The sequence below is a fragment of the Streptomyces kunmingensis genome (assembly GCF_039533535.1).
GTDB lineage: Bacteria > Actinomycetota > Actinomycetes > Streptomycetales > Streptomycetaceae > Streptomyces > Streptomyces kunmingensis.
Genome location: NZ_BAAATS010000005.1, coordinates 98,751 through 114,718, shown reverse-complemented (window position 1 = coordinate 114,718; position 15,968 = coordinate 98,751). Strand labels below are relative to the sequence as shown.

The window sequence follows — 15,968 nt, the reverse complement described above, 5'->3', positions numbered from 1 at the left end:
TGGGTCAGGAGTGGGAGCGGGTGACGGAGTAGGTGGGGCCGCCGGGTCCACCTACCGTCACGATGGTCCGCTCGAAGTACGCGACGCCGGCGTCGTCGAAGCCGGAGGCGGTGTTGGTGTAGACGATGCGGCCACCGCTGAAGTCGACTTTCTCCTGGCCCCATTCCGGGCCGCCCGGGGAGACCGGGGCCGACGCCGCGGGGGCCGGCTCCTCGGTTGCGGTGGGGCTCTCCGAGGCGGCGGCGACTCCCGGCGAAGCCAGGCACAACCCCGCGGCCAGGGCGAGAGTCAGGACGGTCGGACGGAGCGTGTGGCGCCTCAGAGGCAGATTCGGCATGCCATGACCCTGCCCGCCGGCGTCCGTGCCAGGGGGCGACGCACCGGAACACAAGGAGCGTCGCCACCCGTAGGTGTCATCCCCTGGCTGCGGTCGGGCTAGTGCGTGTGCCCGGCGGCGGACCGCGACGACGAGGGAAGCGTCGTCGAGCCGGGTACCGCCACCGCCGGCACGGACGTGCCCGGGACCGGGGCCGGGGGAGTCTTGGCGGCCGGCGGGACCGCGGCCGAGGACGTGGCGTGATGGTGGGGGTCCGAGATGCGCGTGGTCGCCGTTCCCGGAGCGAACAGGGCGTTGCCCCGGAAGGTGACGGTCGCCGAGGTCGTGTCGTGCGCCGCGACGTTGAACGTGCAGCTGAAGCGGCCCTCGCGGGTGGTCGTGGTGTTGCACCTCTGCGGCAGGGTGCTGTCCTCGCCGCTGATCTGCACGGACACCGCCTGCTGCGACAGGGGGAACAGCAGGGTGTCTCCCTCCACGAGCCGCCCCTTCACCTGAAGCGTCGCGCGGTCGTCGAGGGAGACCTCCTGCGCGCTCAGTTCGGTGACGACGGACGCCGTACGCGTGGCGAACGCGACCTTGCTGTGCGAGGCCGCGGGGGCGGCGGGCGGCCGGGGGTCGGCGCAGGCGGTCGAGGCGGCCAGGCCGAGGGCCACTGGCGTGACTGCCACGAACAGCAGTTGTCTGCGGATATGCATCACACAGCACTCCCGTAACAAGAGGAAAGACGAATGATCTTCTTATGGGCCTTATGCCACTCAGCGCTCGCCTGATAACAGGGCAGCCGTCCGACCCCCGGTCAGCCGCTCGTGCACGGCCCCGGACGGACGAACCCGGTACGCGCCCGAGGACAATGCTGCGCCCCGAGTCGATCAATATCTGCGACCGCGGGATGAGGGTTTGAAGGGGCCTGCGATGAGGATTTATGTCGCCTCGAACAGGGCGAGATTTACCACCCTGTGACCACCCTTGCGGCGTGCTACTGTCGATCTCAGTTGCAGTTGTGGTTCCCGAACTTCAGGTGCCCCTGGTCGGCCTGGCCGCCAGGAGCACTCTTGTATTTCCGGTCATTTCCGGGCGGGGTAATCATCGCGGCGACACGGTATCCGCACAGTGCGGGTTCCGATGTACTGCCCCAAAGGAGAAATGACATGGCTACTGGCACCGTGAAGTGGTTCAACGCCGAAAAGGGTTTCGGCTTCATCGAGCAGGACGGTGGCGGCGCCGACGTGTTCGCCCACTACTCGAACATCTCTGCCCAGGGCTTCCGTGAGCTGCTCGAGGGTCAGAAGGTCTCCTTCGACATCGCGCAGGGCCAGAAGGGCCCGACGGCCGAGAACATCGTTCAGGCCTGACGCTTACGCGCACGTGCAGCTGGGGCCCGCATCCTTCGGGGTGCGGGCCCCAGCTGCATGCACTTCCCCCGCAGTGTTTCCACCTGCGGAGGGCCGAGCCGACAGGTTTCAGCGGCGGTCTCGCCGCGTCCTCGTCCCGGCTCCGGGCGCCCGTATCGCGCGCCCTCCATCAGGCGGCTGAGCCGCAGCGATTCAGCTTTCGGCCAGTCCCGCTTTCGCGTTCCATTCGGTCCATGTCCTGTGCTTCTCCGTGCCGCTCAATGCCGGAGAAATTCCATGATGTGCGCCGCATTGAGGAAGGTTCCGCATGAACCGCACACGCACGAACGACCGTTTTCCCCGCAGCCGTAATGGCGGCGGCGGAAGTGAAAGGGGAGGCAACCGCTTCGGGGCTCCCGCCCAGCGCCGTTCCGACCGGCCGAACCGTTCCGGCGGTTACCAGCGCCGGCCCGCCCCGCAGGGAGAATTCGCCCTCCCCAAGACCATCACCCCGGCGCTGCCCGCCGTGGAGGAGTTCGCCGCGCTCGACCTGGCCGCCCCGCTGCTCGCCGAACTCGGCAAGCAGGGTGTCAGCGTGCCCTTCCCGATCCAGGGGGCGACGCTGCCGAACTCGCTCGCGGGCCGTGACGTCCTCGGCCGCGGGCGCACCGGCTCCGGCAAGACCCTCGCCTTCGGCCTCGCTCTGCTGGCCCGGACCGCCGGGCAGCGGGCCGAGCCCCGCCGGCCGCTGGGGCTGATCCTCGTCCCCACCCGCGAACTGGCGCAGCAGGTGACCGACGCGCTCACCCCGTACGCCCGTTCCGTCCGGGTCCGTCTGGCCACGGTCGTGGGCGGCATGTCGATCGGCAGGCAGGTGTCGGTGCTGCGCGGCGGGGCCGAGGTCGTCGTCGCGACCCCGGGCCGGCTCAAGGACCTCATCGACCGCGGTGACTGCCGGCTGGACCAGGTGGGCATCACCGTGCTGGACGAAGCCGACCAGATGGCCGACATGGGCTTCATGCCGCAGGTCACCGCGCTCCTCGAGCAGGTGCGCCCCGAAGGTCAGCGGATGCTCTTCTCCGCGACCCTGGACCGCAATGTCGACCTGCTGGTGCGCCGCTACCTGAGCGACCCCGTCGTCCACTCCGTCGACCCCTCGGCCGGCGCGGTCTCGACGATGGAGCACCACGTCCTGCACGTCCAGGCCGCCGACAAGCACGCGGCCACCACCGAGATCGCCGCCCGCGACGGCCGCGTGATCATGTTCCTGGACACCAAGCACGCCGTCGACCGGCTGACCCAGGACCTGCTCAACAGCGGCGTACGGGCCGCCGCGCTGCACGGCGGAAAGTCGCAGCCCCAGCGCACCCGCACCCTGGCGCAGTTCAAGACCGGGCACGTCACCGTGCTCGTCGCCACGAACGTCGCCGCCCGCGGCATCCATGTCGACAATCTCGATCTCGTGGTCAACGTGGACCCGCCGACCGATCCCAAGGACTACCTGCACCGCGGCGGGCGTACCGCGCGTGCCGGTGAGTCGGGGAGCGTCGTCACGCTGGTCACCCCCAACCAGCGCCGCAGCATGACCCGCCTGATGTCGGACGCGGGCATCCGCCCGCAGGTCACGCAGGTCCACTCCGGCGAGCAGGAACTGAACCGCATCACCGGCGCGCAGGCGCCCTCGGGTGTCCCGGTCGTCATCACCCAGCCCGCGGCCGAGCGGCCCAAGCGCAGCGGCTCACGCGGCCGTCGCCGCCCCGCTCCGGCGGCGCGCCGTGCGCCCGGGCGCCGGCCCGCCGCGGACGCCGCGTAACACCACGCGACGCAGGAGCGGACACCCGGGCCGCTCCTGTGCGTGATGCCACCGCCGGTCCCGTTCCCACTCTCCCCATGAGGTCTCATGCGCTGTGTCATCGCTCGCTTCCCGTTCGACCTGACCAAGGCCGGAGTCCTGGAGACGATGAAGGGCGTCAGGCCCGAGCCGGTCACCGGTGAGTCCGTGATCATCGGGCGGCGGCACTACCCCGCCAAGCAGGTCGGCCAGCTGGTCACGGGTCAGGACCGGCGCGATTTCAGCGCGGGTGAGGTGCTGCGCGCCATGACCCGGCTCGGGTTCACCTGCCGCGTCGTCCCGGTCCCCGTGGCGGAGCCCCCGGCCGACGTCACTCCGTACCAGCGGGCCTCCGCCCTGCTGGGATCCGCCCTGCCGGCCTGAACGGCGACGACATGGGCGGTCGCTGACCGCAGCCGGACAGAACAGCCGTGAGGGCCCGACCGGAACGCACCGGTCGGGCCCTCTCGCTATGGGCGGCTCAGTGATCGGAGTAGCTGAAGTCGCCGATGGTCCATGCGTTGACGTCCGAGATCGCCACCCGGTACATGCCGCCCGTTTCCGGGATCCCCATGGTGCCCTGGAGGATGCGTGCGACATGGAAGTGCAGATGGGTGGGGGTCCCGTCCGCCGCGTGCGGCGTGGGCGTCTCCGGGGCCTCCAGTGCGGTGAAGGCGACCGAGAACGGTCCTAGCTGGTCCGAGTCCTTCAGGACCTCGGACACGCGCTGTCGCCAGATCGCCTCGGGCGCCAGCCGACCGGTGATGACAGCACCGCCGGTGACCACGGTGAGGGACATCTGTGTGCTCTGTTCGGACTCGACTGTGGCGGCGAGCACGGTGAGCAGTTCGTCAGGCTTCGACATGGCCGCAGATTCTATTCAACTTCTGCGCCGACAGCGGTCCCGAGGGCCGTACGGGGACGAGTCGGCGCGGGTGCCAAGGGGTCGGACGGCAGCAGTACGGCCAAAACTCGGCTCCGAGCTGTCCAAAATCTACGCTGGCCGAAGTAGACATTGCCCAGCTGGGTCGCTAGTGTTTCTCACGTAGACATGGTCTGAGAGAAACGGTCGCGTTGGGCTCCGACGTGACAAGGTCGCCGGATGGTGTTGAATTTCCCTCGGGGCCCTGGTGCTTACGGCACCAGGGCCCCTCGACGCGCGTTACCTATCGAGGTGGAATGACAGCAGATACTCCGCTCAGCGGCCGGCTGGACGATGACGATTACCCCGCTTACACGATGGGGCGGGCGGCAGAGATGCTCGGCGCGACCCCTGGTTTCCTGAGAGCGATCGGCGAGGCCCGCCTGATCACGCCCCTCCGTTCGGAGGGTGGCCACCGCCGCTACTCCCGTTACCAGTTGCGCATCGCGGCTCGGGCCCGCGAGCTCGTCGACCAGGGGACACCGATCGAGGCGGCCTGCCGCATCGTGATCCTCGAGGACCAGCTCGAAGAGGCCCAGCAGCTCAACGAGAAGTACCGCCGCTCTGCGTCCGGGCCGTCCGGCGGAACCGACTGACGGCAGCAGACGCGCAGACGCACGAGGGCGGCCCCCGGTCCGTGGGGGCCGCCCTCAGTGGCAACAGGCACTACATGACTAGTGCTTGCCGATGTCCTTGGTCTTCTCCTTGGCCTGGCGCGCGTCGCCCTTCATCTGCTCGGCGCGGCCCTCGGCGGTGAGGCGTTCGTTGCCCACGGCGCGCCCGGCGGTCTTCTTGGCTGCACCCGAAGCCTGTTCCATCTTCGCCTTGGCCTTCTCGTCGGCGGTCATGTCCGCTCACGCTCCCTTGGCATCGACATCTTGTGCTGGGATCCGCCTGGCCGCTCAGCCGCCTCGTAAACATCGCACCCCGCCGGATCACGCCACCGTGCCGTGCGGGCGCACGTGCATGGCCCTAGCGGAAGGGGGCACTCCAGGGTGCGAAGGTTTTCCCTGCAACCAGTGAAAGAAACGCGTCTTTTGTGTGTTTGTAGGTGAGAGTTAAGAGCAAACGATGGCCAGGAGGTTGATAACAATGGTTCCCCTGCTTCTGGTTCTTCTTCTGGCTCTGATCCTCTTCGGCGCGGGTTTCGCACTGAAGGCCCTGTGGTGGATCGCGATCATCGTGCTGGTGGTGTGGCTGCTCGGCTTCGTCATCCGGCCGGCTGCGAGCGGTCGTAAGGGCCGCTGGTACCGATGGTGAGGCGCGCCGCCTGACCTGGGCGTACGCGAACAGAAATGAGGGGTGGGGCCACCCCTCATTTCTCGTACCGTCTCGCTCGACTCGGCGGGCGGTGCTCAGTAGATGTTGACCTCCACGTCGGGGCCGTCGCCCCGGGCCGCGTTGATCTGCGCGCGCAGAGAGATCTCGTCGTAGACGCGGAACTCCTTGACGATGCGGCCCTCCTGGACCAGGAACTGGGAGACGCCGAGCATGGTGACGGGCTGTCCGGTGAGCGGGCCGAAGGCCGCTGTGCCCCGGTAGCTGCCGTGCATGGTCCACAGGACGGCCACACGCAGGCCCGCGTGCCGCTCCGAGTAGTGGGTCTGCACGTCCCGCACGGCGAACTTGGCGTCGGGGAAGGCGCCGACCAGGGACAGCAGGTCGCTCTGGTAGCGCTCCGGCCGGATGACGGTGCGGTCGCCGACGGTGTGCAGGAAGAGATCGCGCACCATGAAGTCGTTGATCTTGTTCAGGCGGCGCTGGGACCACACCTCCTCGATGAACTCCAGCACCATCTCGCACTCGGGACGGAACTCGTCCGGGCGCGGGCCGCTGACGCCGGACAGGAGCACGTCCTTCGGCGGCTCCTCGGTCATCGAGCCGGTGTAGCCCTGGAAGCGCAGCGCGCGGGCCGCCTCGGCGGGGTCGATGCCGAGCTGCAGACAGTCCGCGAGTTCGTCACGGACCACCCACTCCTCGACCATGCGGCCCCTGCGGTAGAGGCAGTTGGCCACGGTGCGCTTGCGGACCCGGACGTTGCGGCCGTCGACGAGGTGTTCGTCGGCGGAGAAGACCAGGTGCGAGCTGAGGAACGCGTCGTCCCCACGGGCCTCCCACACCACGTCCTCGGCCTGGCCGATGTGCCCCGGTGTGCTGCCGATGCGCATCGTGGTGCCCTCGATCACCCCGTCGCGGCCGACGACGGTGCCGAGGCTGGTGTGGACGATCGAGTCGGGCTCGTAGTTGTCGACGATGTAGGCGATGTCCCGGTCGACCCAGATGCGGTCGGTGACCTCGCGGATGAAGTCGTCCGGGTCCTTGTAGGGGAGGTAGGCGGCGGGGTCGAGGGGCATGGTGGCTCCGTTCGTAGAAGTTTCTCGGTAGATGAATGCGTATGTAGAAGTGAGAGCGGCGAGAGTGTGGGTGCGGGGGCGTCCACAGTCTCCCGTGCCGTGTCTGCGGTCCTTCTTACCGGGCGAACTTGTCGGCGCCCAGCTGGCTCCGGTACGTCTCCGTCATGAAGCTGGTCACCGTGACGAGCGCGAGGACCGCGGCCGCCGCCAGATAGACCCACACGGCGTAGATCGTGTCGAAGGTGCCGACCAGCAGCGTCGCCACGAATGGCGTGATGCCCATGAAGATGGAGAAGGAGCTGTTGTACGCGATGGCGCTCGCGCTGAACCGGGTGCGGGTCGCGAAGAGCTCCGCGGCGCAGACGGTGATGATGCCGGTCAGGAAGAACTCCGGTACCAGATAGATGAGTTGGCTGGCGATCGCGGCGCCGAAGGTGGCGCCCTCGCCGACCCAGAAGGCGAGCGGAACCAGGACGATACAGGACACAGCGCCCATGATCAGCATCGGCCTGCGCCCGATCCGGTCCGACAGCATGCCGGCCAGGGGGAGCAGCGGGATGAGGACCGCGATCGAGATGGCGTTCGAGGCGAGGCCCATCCAGCGGGGCAGGCCGAGCGTGTCCGTCAGGTACTGCGGATAGAACGTGACCCAGGTGTAGGAGAGGATCGCGCACATGATCGAGATGCCGCAGTAGACCAGGATGGGACGGAGCTGGGTGCGCAGCGCTTCGCGCACCGGCGCCTTGACGACCTGCGTCCCGTCGGCGGTGGCGCGGACGAACTCCGGGGTCTCCGCGATGTGCCGGCGCAGCCAGATCCCGACCAGGCTGAGGGGGATCGCCAGCAGGAACGGGATGCGCCAGCCGTAGGAGTCCAGTGCGTCTCCGGTGAAGACCCAGCTGGTCAGCGCGGCCGTACCGGCGCCGGCGAGCGTACCGACGAAGCAGCTGTTCGAGGCGTAGGAGGTGTAGTACGCCCGCCGGTTGGGCTCGGCCCACTCGACGATGAAGGCCACGGCCCCGACGTATTCGCCGCCGGAGACCGTGCCCTGCACGACGCGCAGCACGAGGAGCAGGATCGGCGCGAGGATGCCGACCTGGTGGTACGTGGGCAGGGCGCCGATCAGGGCGGTAGCCACACCCATGAACACGATCGTCCACAGCAGCGTCTTCTTGCGGCCGGCCCGGTCTCCCCACCGGCCGACGAGCGTTCCGCCCAGCGGCCGGAACAGACACGCCACCGCGATGATCGCGTAGGTGCCGAGGACGGCCATGGTCCTGTCGCTCTCGGGGAAGAACGCGGGCGCCATGATCGGGGCCATGTAGCCGTAGAGGCCGTAGTCGAACTGCTCTACGAAGTTACCGATGCTGCCCGCGCCGATGGCCCGGCGAATCGCCTTCCGCTTGACAGGATCGACAGCGGACGGGGCGGTGGCTGTACTGGGAGGCGCTGCGGCGGACATGGCTTCTCCGATCGCGCGGGGAGAGGGAGCGGGAGAGAGGTGTGCATACGTATGAACTCGTGGTGAACACTAAGGAGCCCGCTGGGGGGCGTCAAGAGGTTGCCGGGGGGCATGTGGCCTCCGTGGCCGCGGGCTCCGCGAGAGCCCGCAAGGTGTCCATCAGGACGTGCGCCATGTTGAAGAGAATCAGCTGGTCGCCCGCCTGTTCGGCGGCCCGGGCTCCGTCCTGGCCGGGCACGATGGTCATGACCGCGCGGCCCTGCGCACGAGCGGCCCGGTGCGCGCCGACGATCAGGGGATCGATGGTCTCCCGGCCGGGGAAACCACAGTCCGCCGCGAGGTCGGCCGGGCCGACCAGGACGGCGTCCACCCCCGGCGTGCCGGCGATCGCGTCCGCGGCCGCACAGGCCCGCTCCGTCTCGATCATCGCCACGACCAGGGTGTCCTGGGAGGCGGCCACATGGTCGGCGGCGGAGACCGTGCCGAACCGGCCCGCCCTGCTGTACGTGGCGAACCCCCGCTCACCGAGGGGCGGGTAGTGACTCGCGGCCACCGCACGCCGGGCGTCGTCGGCGCTGTCGACGTGCGGATGAATCAGACCGACGGCCCCCAGATCGAGGCAGCGCAGCGCCAGCGACGGCTCGGACGTGCCCACGCGGACCAGGACGTCGATCCCCTGGGCCGCCGCGGCCGTCAGATGGTGCTGGAGCAGGGCGGTGTCGGCCGGCCCGTGCTCGCAGTCGATCACCACATAGTCGAGGCCCGCGACGCCCGCCATCTCCACGAGCGTCTCGGAGGGCAGCCGGAACAGGGCCCCTCGCAGGCGCTCGCCCGCGGCCAGGCGCTGTTTGAGGCTGCGGCGCGGCTGCTCCGCGCTGCGCGCCGTCACCGTGCCACCATCCCCGCCGACAGGTCGATATCGGCGCCGCACAGGCCGCGCATCCGCAGCATCGCGGTCACCGCGTCGCCCACCTCGTCCTCGGTGACCATGCGGCCGAGGGCGGAGCGGGAGACGAAGGCATCCTCGGCCTGTTCGTAGCTGCTGCCGGTGCGCTGTGCCTCGAGCCGGAAGTTGCGCTCCATGCGCGGACCCGAAACGGGCCCCGGGGAGAGGGAGTTGACCGTCACCCCCTGCGGCCCGACCTCGCCCGCCAGTGTCGTCGTGAGGCCGATGACCGCCATCTTCGACGCGCAGTAGGGCGTACGCCGAAGCAGAGGCCGCTTGCCGGACACCGAGGCGATGTTGATGACGTCACCGGCGCCGCGCTGCGTCATCGCGGGCAGGAAGGCCCGGCACATCAGGAAGACACCGCGCACGTTCACGTCGAAGACCTCGTCCCATTCCTCGGGCGCGATCTCGGTCAGCGGAGCCACGGGACCGGCGATCCCCGCGTTGTTGACGAGGATCGAGATCTCCTCGTCCGCGAGACTCCGCGCGAGTTCCTGGACGTCGTCGGGCCGGGAGACGTCGCAGACCCGGTGGGTGACGCCGGGGCCGAGACGGGAGGCGGTCTCCTTGAGGGCCGTCTCGTTGCGGCCCGTGATCACCACGCGGGCGCCGTCGGTCAGCAGGGACCGCGTGATGGCGGCGCCGAGGCCGCTGCCTCCGCCGCTGACCAGCGCGGTCCGGCCGGTCAGCGGCGCCGCGGAGCCGCCGCTCATGCGCGGGCCTCGTCGTTCCACGGCAGGGTGCCCTTGCCGTACTTGGCCGCCCGTACGTCACCGGAGCGGGCGTGGCCTTCGAACAGCTCGACGCGCGCGGCCCGGCCGCACACCTCGCCGAGCAGCGCCGAGGAGGAGGTGTCGGTGACCTCCTGGTACGTGACCGTCTTGAGGTACTTGCCGACCCACAGGCCGCCCGTGTAGCGCGCGGCGCCCCGGGTGGGGAGCACGTGGTTGGTGCCGATGACCTTGTCGCCGTAGGAGACACAGGTGCCCTCGCCGAGGAAGAGCGCGCCGTAGTCGTGCATCTTGTCCAGCGCCTGGCGCGGGTTCTCGGTGAGGACCTCGACGTGTTCGCTGGCGTAGGAGTCGGCGATCTCGAAGGCCTCGTCGAGGGTGTCGGCCACGACGATCTCGCCGTGGTCGCGCCAGGCGGGTCCGGCGAAGTCCTTGGTCGGCATGCCGGGCAGCAGCCGCTCGATGTGCTCGGCGACCTCCCGGCCCAGCGCCTCGGAGGTGGTCACAAGGACGGCGGGGGAGTCCGGGCCGTGCTCCGCCTGGGAGAGCAGGTCGACGGCGACGACGAACGGGTCGGCGTGCTCGTCGGCGATCACCAGGATCTCGGTCGGCCCGGCGAACAGGTCGATGCCGACCTCGCCGAACAGTTGGCGCTTGGCCTCCGCGACATACGCGTTGCCGGGCCCGGCGATCATCGGGACCCGCCCGATCGTCTCCGTCCCGAGGGCCAGTGCCGCGACGGCCTGGACGCCGCCGAGCAGGTAGATCTCGTCGGCGCCGGCCAGGTGCATCGCCGCGACGGTGGCGGCGGGGATCTCGCCCCGGATCGGCGGGGTGCAGGCGGCGACCCGGGGGACGCCCGCCACCTTGGCGGTCACGATCGTCATGTGCGCGGAAGCGGTCAGCGGGTAGCGGCCGCCGGGGACGTACGCGCCGGCGCCGGCCACGGGCACGTGGCGGTGGCCGAGGTGGACGCCGGGCAGCGTCTCGATCTCCACGTCGCGCATCGAGTCGCGCTGGGCCTGCGCGAAGGTGCGTACCTGCTTCTGCACGAAGCGGATGTCGTCCAGGACCGTCCCCGGGACGTCCGAGATGATCCGCTCGATCGCGTCCGGCGACAGGCGGAAGGAGTCCGGGCTCCAGCCGTCGAACTTCTCGGAGTACTGGCGGACCGCGTCGTCGCCGCGCTCGCGGATGTCGTCGAGGATGGCGTGGACGCGCTCGGCGACGTCGGCGCGGGCGGCGCTCACCTGGGCGGCGGGCACGGGGGATTTGAGGAATCGAGGCATGACGGCTCTCTTCACTGGGGGGAGGGGTGTGCAAATGGGACGGGGGGCCGGCTGGTTCAGGCTGTGGTGGCCGGAGCCGGAGCCGGAGCCGGAGCCGGAGCCGGAGCCGAAGCCGAAGCCGGATCGCCGCGGTCGGCGGCGGTGAGGACGGCGCGCAGGGCGGCGGTGACGGCGTCGGGGCGCTGCCAGGGCAGCAGATGGCCGGCATCGGACAGTTCCCGCAGATCGGCGCCGGGTACGGCGTCCGCGATCGTGCGGTGGAAGGCGGGCGGGCACAGGGTGTCCCGGGTCCCGCTCAGGACGACGGTGGGGCAACGGGCGGTCCGCAGCGCGTCGGCCGCGTCGGTACGGGTCGCCTGGGCGGCGAGCTGGGCGCGGGCGGCGTCGGGGCCGACGGCCTGTGCCATGTGGCGGTAGCGCTGCGCCCCGGTGGGGGAGGGGCGGCGGTCGGGGAACATGTCGGGCAGGGTCTGCTCGACGACGTCCGCGAACCGCCCGGCACGGATCAGCTCGTCCATCGCGCGCCAGGCCGCGTACTGCTCGGGGCGCGGCGCGCCCGCGTTGGCCGACATCAGGCACAGGCCCGCGATCCGCTCCGGCGCCCGGCGCAGCGCCTCGAAGCCGACGATGGCTCCCAGACTCAGCCCCACCAGGACGAACGGGCCCGGCACCGAGGACAGCACGTCCTTTGCCAGCTCCCCGATGTCCGCTCGCGTCAGCGGTACGTGCCGCACCTCGCGGCCGTCGGGGAACTCCACGTCGGACCAGAGGCTCGCGTCGCAGAGCATGCCGGGGACCACGACCACGGGCAGCGCGCCGGCCGGGCCGCCCCGGCGCCCCACGGTCACCAGCGCCGCGCGGAGCGGGGCAGGAGCGCGTACGGGGCGACGTAGCCGTTGTGGTCGACGCCCAGACCCGCGTCGGCGGCGCTCTTGTAGACCTCCTCGTCCCACTCCAGACGGACCCGGCCGTCACCGGAGTTGACCGCCAGCAGGTCTCCCTGGGTGGAGCCGACGTTGCGCAGGGTCCGCCAGGCGTCCTGCGGGACGGAGAGCATGTCGCGGGGGCCGAGGCGGACCGAGACCGGGTCGGTGCGGTTGAGGGTGACCTCCCACTCGCCGTCCTTCACGATCAGCGTCTGGGTCTCGTGCTGACGGTGGTAGGAGACGCCCTGGCCCGGGTCGGCGCGCAGCCAGGCGGCGTTGTGCCCGTGCGGGTTGAAGATCCGCGGCTCCTGGTGCGGGTCCTCGGTCATGCCGTACCCGATGACGCAGCTCAGCCGGACACCGCCGCCGGGCAGCGTGCTGTCGAGGAAGGGGTGCTCCGACCAGACCAGCTCGTCCGCGGCGGCGATACGGCGCTTCATCTCGTCGGGGGTGTAGTGGCGCAGCCGGTCGATCTGCTCCTGGGTCATGGGGCTGACGCGCTCGGTCTCCGGGGGGAGGGTGTCGCCGGCGACCGTGTCGATCAGCTTGTTGTCCGCGCTGAGGTAGAGGCCGTGGCCTTCCGCCTCACGCAGCACCGTGGGGCCCCAGATGATGCCTCCGGTGTGGTCCATGCCGAGCACGGTGAACAGCCAGCCGTTGTCCGGCCCGGTGTTGGTGAAGCCGCGGAAGATCCAGGTGGGGATGGACGCGATGTCACCGGCCTTGAGCAGGAGTTCGCCCTCGGTGCCGTCGGCGCCCCAGCGCAGCAGGTACTCGCCCTCGGTGCAGATGAACACCTCGGCCGTGTAGTGCAGGTGCAGGTTGTTGGTGATGCCGTGCGGCATGGCGGCGGCGCCGATGTTGTAGCCGTGCGGCAGCCGGAGGTTGACGTGCTGACCGGCGGCCTGGGAGACGCCGGGGCCGATCATCGCGTAGTTCTCCTTCCGGTCCGAGCCGGGGGTGCGGCAGTCGATGAAGGCCTGGTTGCAGGAGACGAAGTCGCTGCGGCGCACCGTGCGCTCCGCGAGTTCGCTGGTGGTGACGACGACATCGGGCATGACTGGCCGCTCCTTGTTCCGGGATGCATCTGGAATACGTATGCATTCCCATGACAGGTGTTGAGGTGAGGCTGTGTCAAGGGGTTGGGCCGGATCCGACATACGTATACTGATTTGGATGCGCGCCGGGGTGGTGCAGTGGTGGCGACGAGGAGAGAGCCGATGGGGATCACCAGTCACGACGTGGCCAGGCTGGCGGGCGTCTCACAGCCCACGGTCTCGCGGGCGCTGCGCGACGACCCCAGGGTGTCGCAAGCGACCCGGGAGAAGGTCAGACGGGCCGCGCAGGCGCTGAACTACGTGCCGAGCGAGGCGGGACGCACCCTGTCGACGCGCTCGACGCGCCGTGTCGGGGTCATCGTGACCGACCTGACCAACCCGTTCTACCCGCATGTGATCGCCCCGCTCCACGACGAACTGCGCGCGTTGGGCTACCGGATGATGCTGATCACGGAGCGGTCCGACGAGGCGGTCGCCGAGGAGCGGCTCCTCGACCAGTCGCTGGACGGGGTCGTCCTCGCGACGGCGACGACGGACTCCCGCCTGCCCGCCCAGCTCGAGCGGCGCGGCATGCCCTTCGTCTTCCTCAACCGCGACACCGGCGGGCCGGGCGACTACGCCTCGGTCGTCGACAACGAGGGCGGCGGACGGCTCGTCGCCCGCCGGCTCGTCGACCTGGGGCACCGGCGGATCGCGGGCATCTTCGGCGCGGCCAACACCACCACCGGGCGCGACCGCGAGCTGGGCTTCCGCCTTGCGCTGGCCGAGGCGGGGGTCGGGCTCGCGGAGGACCGGGTGGTGCGCGGCGCCTTCGAGTACGAGACCGGATACCGGGCCCTGCCCGTGCTGCTGGGGGCCGCCGAGGCGCCGACAGCGGTGTTCTGCGGCAATGACGTGGTCGCCATCGGCGTGCTGAACGCCGCCCTCGCCGCGGGCATCAGGGTGCCCGAGGACCTCACGGTCATCGGCTTCGACGACCTTCCGATGGCCGCCTGGGAGGTGTTCCGGCTGACCACCGTCGGGCATGACCTGCGAGAACTGTCGCGTCAGGCGGCCCGGCTGCTCGTCCGGCGGATCGGCGGGGAGGTCGACTCCGCGGGCGAACGTCTGGTGCTGCCCACAGAGTTCGTGCCCAGGGCTACGCACGCGCGGGTCTCCTGACTGTCGCTGCTGTCACTTCCGTCGCTGTTGTCACTTCACTCGCCGCTGTCACGACTGTCGACGCTGTCCCTGTCGTTACAGCCGGGAGGCCGTCGTCGGTGGGGACGGCTCACCGGCCGCGCTGTCGGTTGCCCGGGCGCTGTCCTTGCCGACCGCGTCCTTGCGCTGGCGTACGACGCCCACGGTCACCAGGACCGCGGCGAGGCCGAGGGAGAGCCACAGTTCGAGCCGGTGGCCCGGCAGGACGGCCATGAGGACCAGCACCCCGGCGATGAAGGCGATCGTGGCGAGCGTGAGGTAGGGGAACCCCCACATGCGCACGTCGCGCGGTTGGCCCCCCTTGCGCCGGGTCGCGTACTGGGTGAGCGCGATGACCAGGTACATCATGAGCGCGATCGCGCCGCTGGAGGCGATGAGGTACGAGAAGACGCTGGGCAGCAGGTAGTTGGCGATCACCGCGGCGATGCCGATGACGGTGGAGGCCACGACCGCGTTGCGGGGCACTCCGTGCCGGGAGGTACGGGCGAAGGCGGCCGGCGCGTCGCCGCGCCCGGCCAGGGAGAACACCATGCGGGAGGCGGTGTAGACCGCGGAGTTGAGGCAGCTGCTGACGGCGACGACCAGCACCACGTCCATGATCCGGCCCGCGCCCGGGATGTTCATCCTCTCCAGGACGGCCTGGTAGGAGCCTGACGCCGCCAGATCGGCGGAGTTCCACGGGACGAGACAGACCACGATGAGGATCGAGCCGATGTAGAAGAGTCCGAGCCGCCAGACGACCGCGCGGACCGCCTTCTTGATGTTCTTCTTCGGCTCCTCGGACTCGGCGGCGGCGATGGTGACGATCTCGCTGCCCTGGAAGCTGAACATCGCCGTCAGCAGGCCGGCGAGGACGGCCGTTCCGCCCTTGGGGAGGAAGCCGCCGTCGCTCCACAGGTGCGACACGCCGTGGGTGTCCGAACCCGGCAGCAGGCCGAGGACGGCGAGGACGCCGAGGACCAGGAACGCCACGATCGCGACGACCTTCAGCAGGGCGAACCAGTACTCGAACTCCCCGTAGTTGCGCACCGCGAGGAGGTTGCTGCCCGCCAGCAGGACGATCATCGCCAGCGCCGGGATCCAGCTGGGCAGCGAGGTCAGGGAGGCGATGACCTCGCCCGCCGCGATGGCCTCGATGGGGATGACGAGGATGTAGAACCACCAGTAGAGCCAGCCGATGGAGAAGCCCGCCCAGCGGCCGAGCGCCCGGTCCGCGTATGTGGAGAAGGACCCCGTGTCGGGCTGGGCGACGGCCATCTCGCCGAGCATCTGCATGACGAGCACCACGAGGGCGGCGGCCAGCAGGAACGAGATCAGGACGGCGGGCCCGGCGGTGGCCACCGCGGTGGACGAGCCGACGAAGAGGCCGGCGCCGATCACGCCGCCGATGGAGATCATGGTGATCTGACGGCCCTTGAGGCCCTGGGTGAGAGCGGTGCCGGCGGGGGCGGCCGGTGGGGGCTCGGACGGGTGGTGCTGCATGCGGGGATCCTCGGATGGATGGGGGGACGCGGGCAACCTGGAGGGGGAGGGAGCGGGGTGTCCGGGTGGCGTGAGCCGGGGAGGTTCCCCGCCGGC

At 70.2% G+C, this 15,968-nt stretch carries 18 protein-coding genes; 6 read left to right on the top strand and 12 right to left on the bottom strand.

Going from position 1 to position 15,968, the window contains the following annotated elements; translation table 11 throughout:
• Window positions 1–4 precede the first annotated feature (4 nt).
• Both ABD366_RS05750 and ABD366_RS05745 read right to left on the bottom strand, forming a co-directional pair.
• Window positions 5–337, bottom strand: a complete 333-nt coding sequence (locus ABD366_RS05750; protein WP_324767941.1) for a hypothetical protein — start codon at window positions 335–337, stop codon at window positions 5–7.
• A 98-nt stretch (window positions 338–435) separates the two neighbouring features.
• Entirely contained in the window at window positions 436–1,005 is a 570-nt protein-coding gene (locus ABD366_RS05745) for a hypothetical protein (protein ID WP_344441208.1), read from the bottom strand.
• Between the two features lie 480 nt (window positions 1,006–1,485).
• Here ABD366_RS05745 and ABD366_RS05740 point away from each other — a divergent pair, with 480 nt between their 5' ends.
• From ABD366_RS05740 to ABD366_RS05730, 3 genes are all read left to right on the top strand, one after another.
• Window positions 1,486–1,689: a cold-shock protein gene (locus ABD366_RS05740; protein WP_324767939.1), complete on the top strand. Its 204-nt coding sequence runs from the start codon at window positions 1,486–1,488 to the stop codon at window positions 1,687–1,689.
• A gap of 307 nt (window positions 1,690–1,996) precedes the next feature.
• On the top strand, window positions 1,997–3,481 hold the full coding sequence (locus tag ABD366_RS05735) for a DEAD/DEAH box helicase (protein ID WP_344441206.1): 1,485 nt from the start codon (window positions 1,997–1,999) through the stop codon (window positions 3,479–3,481).
• 87 nt (window positions 3,482–3,568) lie between these two features.
• Window positions 3,569–3,883: an SCO5918 family protein gene (locus ABD366_RS05730; protein ID WP_324766955.1), complete on the top strand. Its 315-nt coding sequence runs from the start codon at window positions 3,569–3,571 to the stop codon at window positions 3,881–3,883.
• Window positions 3,884–3,980: 97 nt separating this feature from the next.
• Here the strand turns inward: ABD366_RS05730 and ABD366_RS05725 are convergent, their stop codons facing one another.
• Complete coding sequence (locus ABD366_RS05725; protein WP_324766956.1) at window positions 3,981–4,364, bottom strand: hypothetical protein; 384 nt, start codon at window positions 4,362–4,364, stop codon at window positions 3,981–3,983.
• 314 nt (window positions 4,365–4,678) lie between these two features.
• Here ABD366_RS05725 and ABD366_RS05720 point away from each other — a divergent pair, with 314 nt between their 5' ends.
• A complete protein-coding gene (locus tag ABD366_RS05720; RefSeq protein WP_324766958.1) occupies window positions 4,679–5,017 on the top strand; it encodes a MerR family transcriptional regulator in 339 nt (112 codons plus the stop codon).
• A gap of 78 nt (window positions 5,018–5,095) precedes the next feature.
• Here ABD366_RS05720 and ABD366_RS05715 read toward each other — a convergent pair whose 3' ends face one another.
• On the bottom strand, window positions 5,096–5,269 hold the full coding sequence (locus tag ABD366_RS05715; RefSeq protein ID WP_324766959.1) for a CsbD family protein: 174 nt from the start codon (window positions 5,267–5,269) through the stop codon (window positions 5,096–5,098).
• A 244-nt stretch (window positions 5,270–5,513) separates the two neighbouring features.
• Here ABD366_RS05715 and ABD366_RS05710 point away from each other — a divergent pair, with 244 nt between their 5' ends.
• Window positions 5,514–5,681: a hydrophobic protein gene (locus ABD366_RS05710; protein ID WP_324766961.1), complete on the top strand. Its 168-nt coding sequence runs from the start codon at window positions 5,514–5,516 to the stop codon at window positions 5,679–5,681.
• 95 nt (window positions 5,682–5,776) lie between these two features.
• Here the strand turns inward: ABD366_RS05710 and ABD366_RS05705 are convergent, their stop codons facing one another.
• The 7 genes from ABD366_RS05705 to ABD366_RS05675 all read right to left on the bottom strand — a co-directional run bounded on the left by ABD366_RS05705 (window position 5,777) and on the right by ABD366_RS05675 (window position 13,190).
• The gene (locus tag ABD366_RS05705) at window positions 5,777–6,775 is read right to left on the bottom strand and encodes a nuclear transport factor 2 family protein (RefSeq protein WP_324766962.1); all 999 of its coding nucleotides are present in this window, start codon (window positions 6,773–6,775) and stop codon (window positions 5,777–5,779) included.
• A 115-nt stretch (window positions 6,776–6,890) separates the two neighbouring features.
• Window positions 6,891–8,237: an MFS transporter gene (locus ABD366_RS05700; protein WP_324766963.1), complete on the bottom strand. Its 1,347-nt coding sequence runs from the start codon at window positions 8,235–8,237 to the stop codon at window positions 6,891–6,893.
• A gap of 91 nt (window positions 8,238–8,328) precedes the next feature.
• Window positions 8,329–9,126: an HpcH/HpaI aldolase family protein gene (locus tag ABD366_RS05695; protein WP_324766964.1), complete on the bottom strand. Its 798-nt coding sequence runs from the start codon at window positions 9,124–9,126 to the stop codon at window positions 8,329–8,331.
• Complete coding sequence (locus ABD366_RS05690) at window positions 9,123–9,899, bottom strand: SDR family NAD(P)-dependent oxidoreductase (RefSeq protein ID WP_324766965.1); 777 nt, start codon at window positions 9,897–9,899, stop codon at window positions 9,123–9,125. The genes ABD366_RS05695 and ABD366_RS05690 overlap by 4 nt, the downstream gene beginning before the upstream one ends.
• Window positions 9,896–11,206: a histidinol dehydrogenase gene (gene hisD, locus ABD366_RS05685; RefSeq protein WP_324766966.1), complete on the bottom strand. Its 1,311-nt coding sequence runs from the start codon at window positions 11,204–11,206 to the stop codon at window positions 9,896–9,898. Before hisD ends, ABD366_RS05690 begins: the two co-directional genes overlap by 4 nt.
• A gap of 56 nt (window positions 11,207–11,262) precedes the next feature.
• Complete coding sequence (locus ABD366_RS05680) at window positions 11,263–12,048, bottom strand: alpha/beta fold hydrolase (protein ID WP_324766967.1); 786 nt, start codon at window positions 12,046–12,048, stop codon at window positions 11,263–11,265.
• A gap of 2 nt (window positions 12,049–12,050) precedes the next feature.
• Window positions 12,051–13,190, bottom strand: a complete 1,140-nt coding sequence (locus ABD366_RS05675; protein WP_324766968.1) for a cupin domain-containing protein — start codon at window positions 13,188–13,190, stop codon at window positions 12,051–12,053.
• 138 nt (window positions 13,191–13,328) lie between these two features.
• Between ABD366_RS05675 and ABD366_RS05670 the strand changes: the two genes are divergently transcribed.
• On the top strand, window positions 13,329–14,351 hold the full coding sequence (locus ABD366_RS05670) for a LacI family DNA-binding transcriptional regulator (protein ID WP_344441200.1): 1,023 nt from the start codon (window positions 13,329–13,331) through the stop codon (window positions 14,349–14,351).
• A 75-nt stretch (window positions 14,352–14,426) separates the two neighbouring features.
• Here the strand turns inward: ABD366_RS05670 and ABD366_RS05665 are convergent, their stop codons facing one another.
• Entirely contained in the window at window positions 14,427–15,872 is a 1,446-nt protein-coding gene (locus ABD366_RS05665) for an amino acid permease (protein ID WP_324766971.1), read from the bottom strand.
• Window positions 15,873–15,968: the final 96 nt, after the last annotated feature.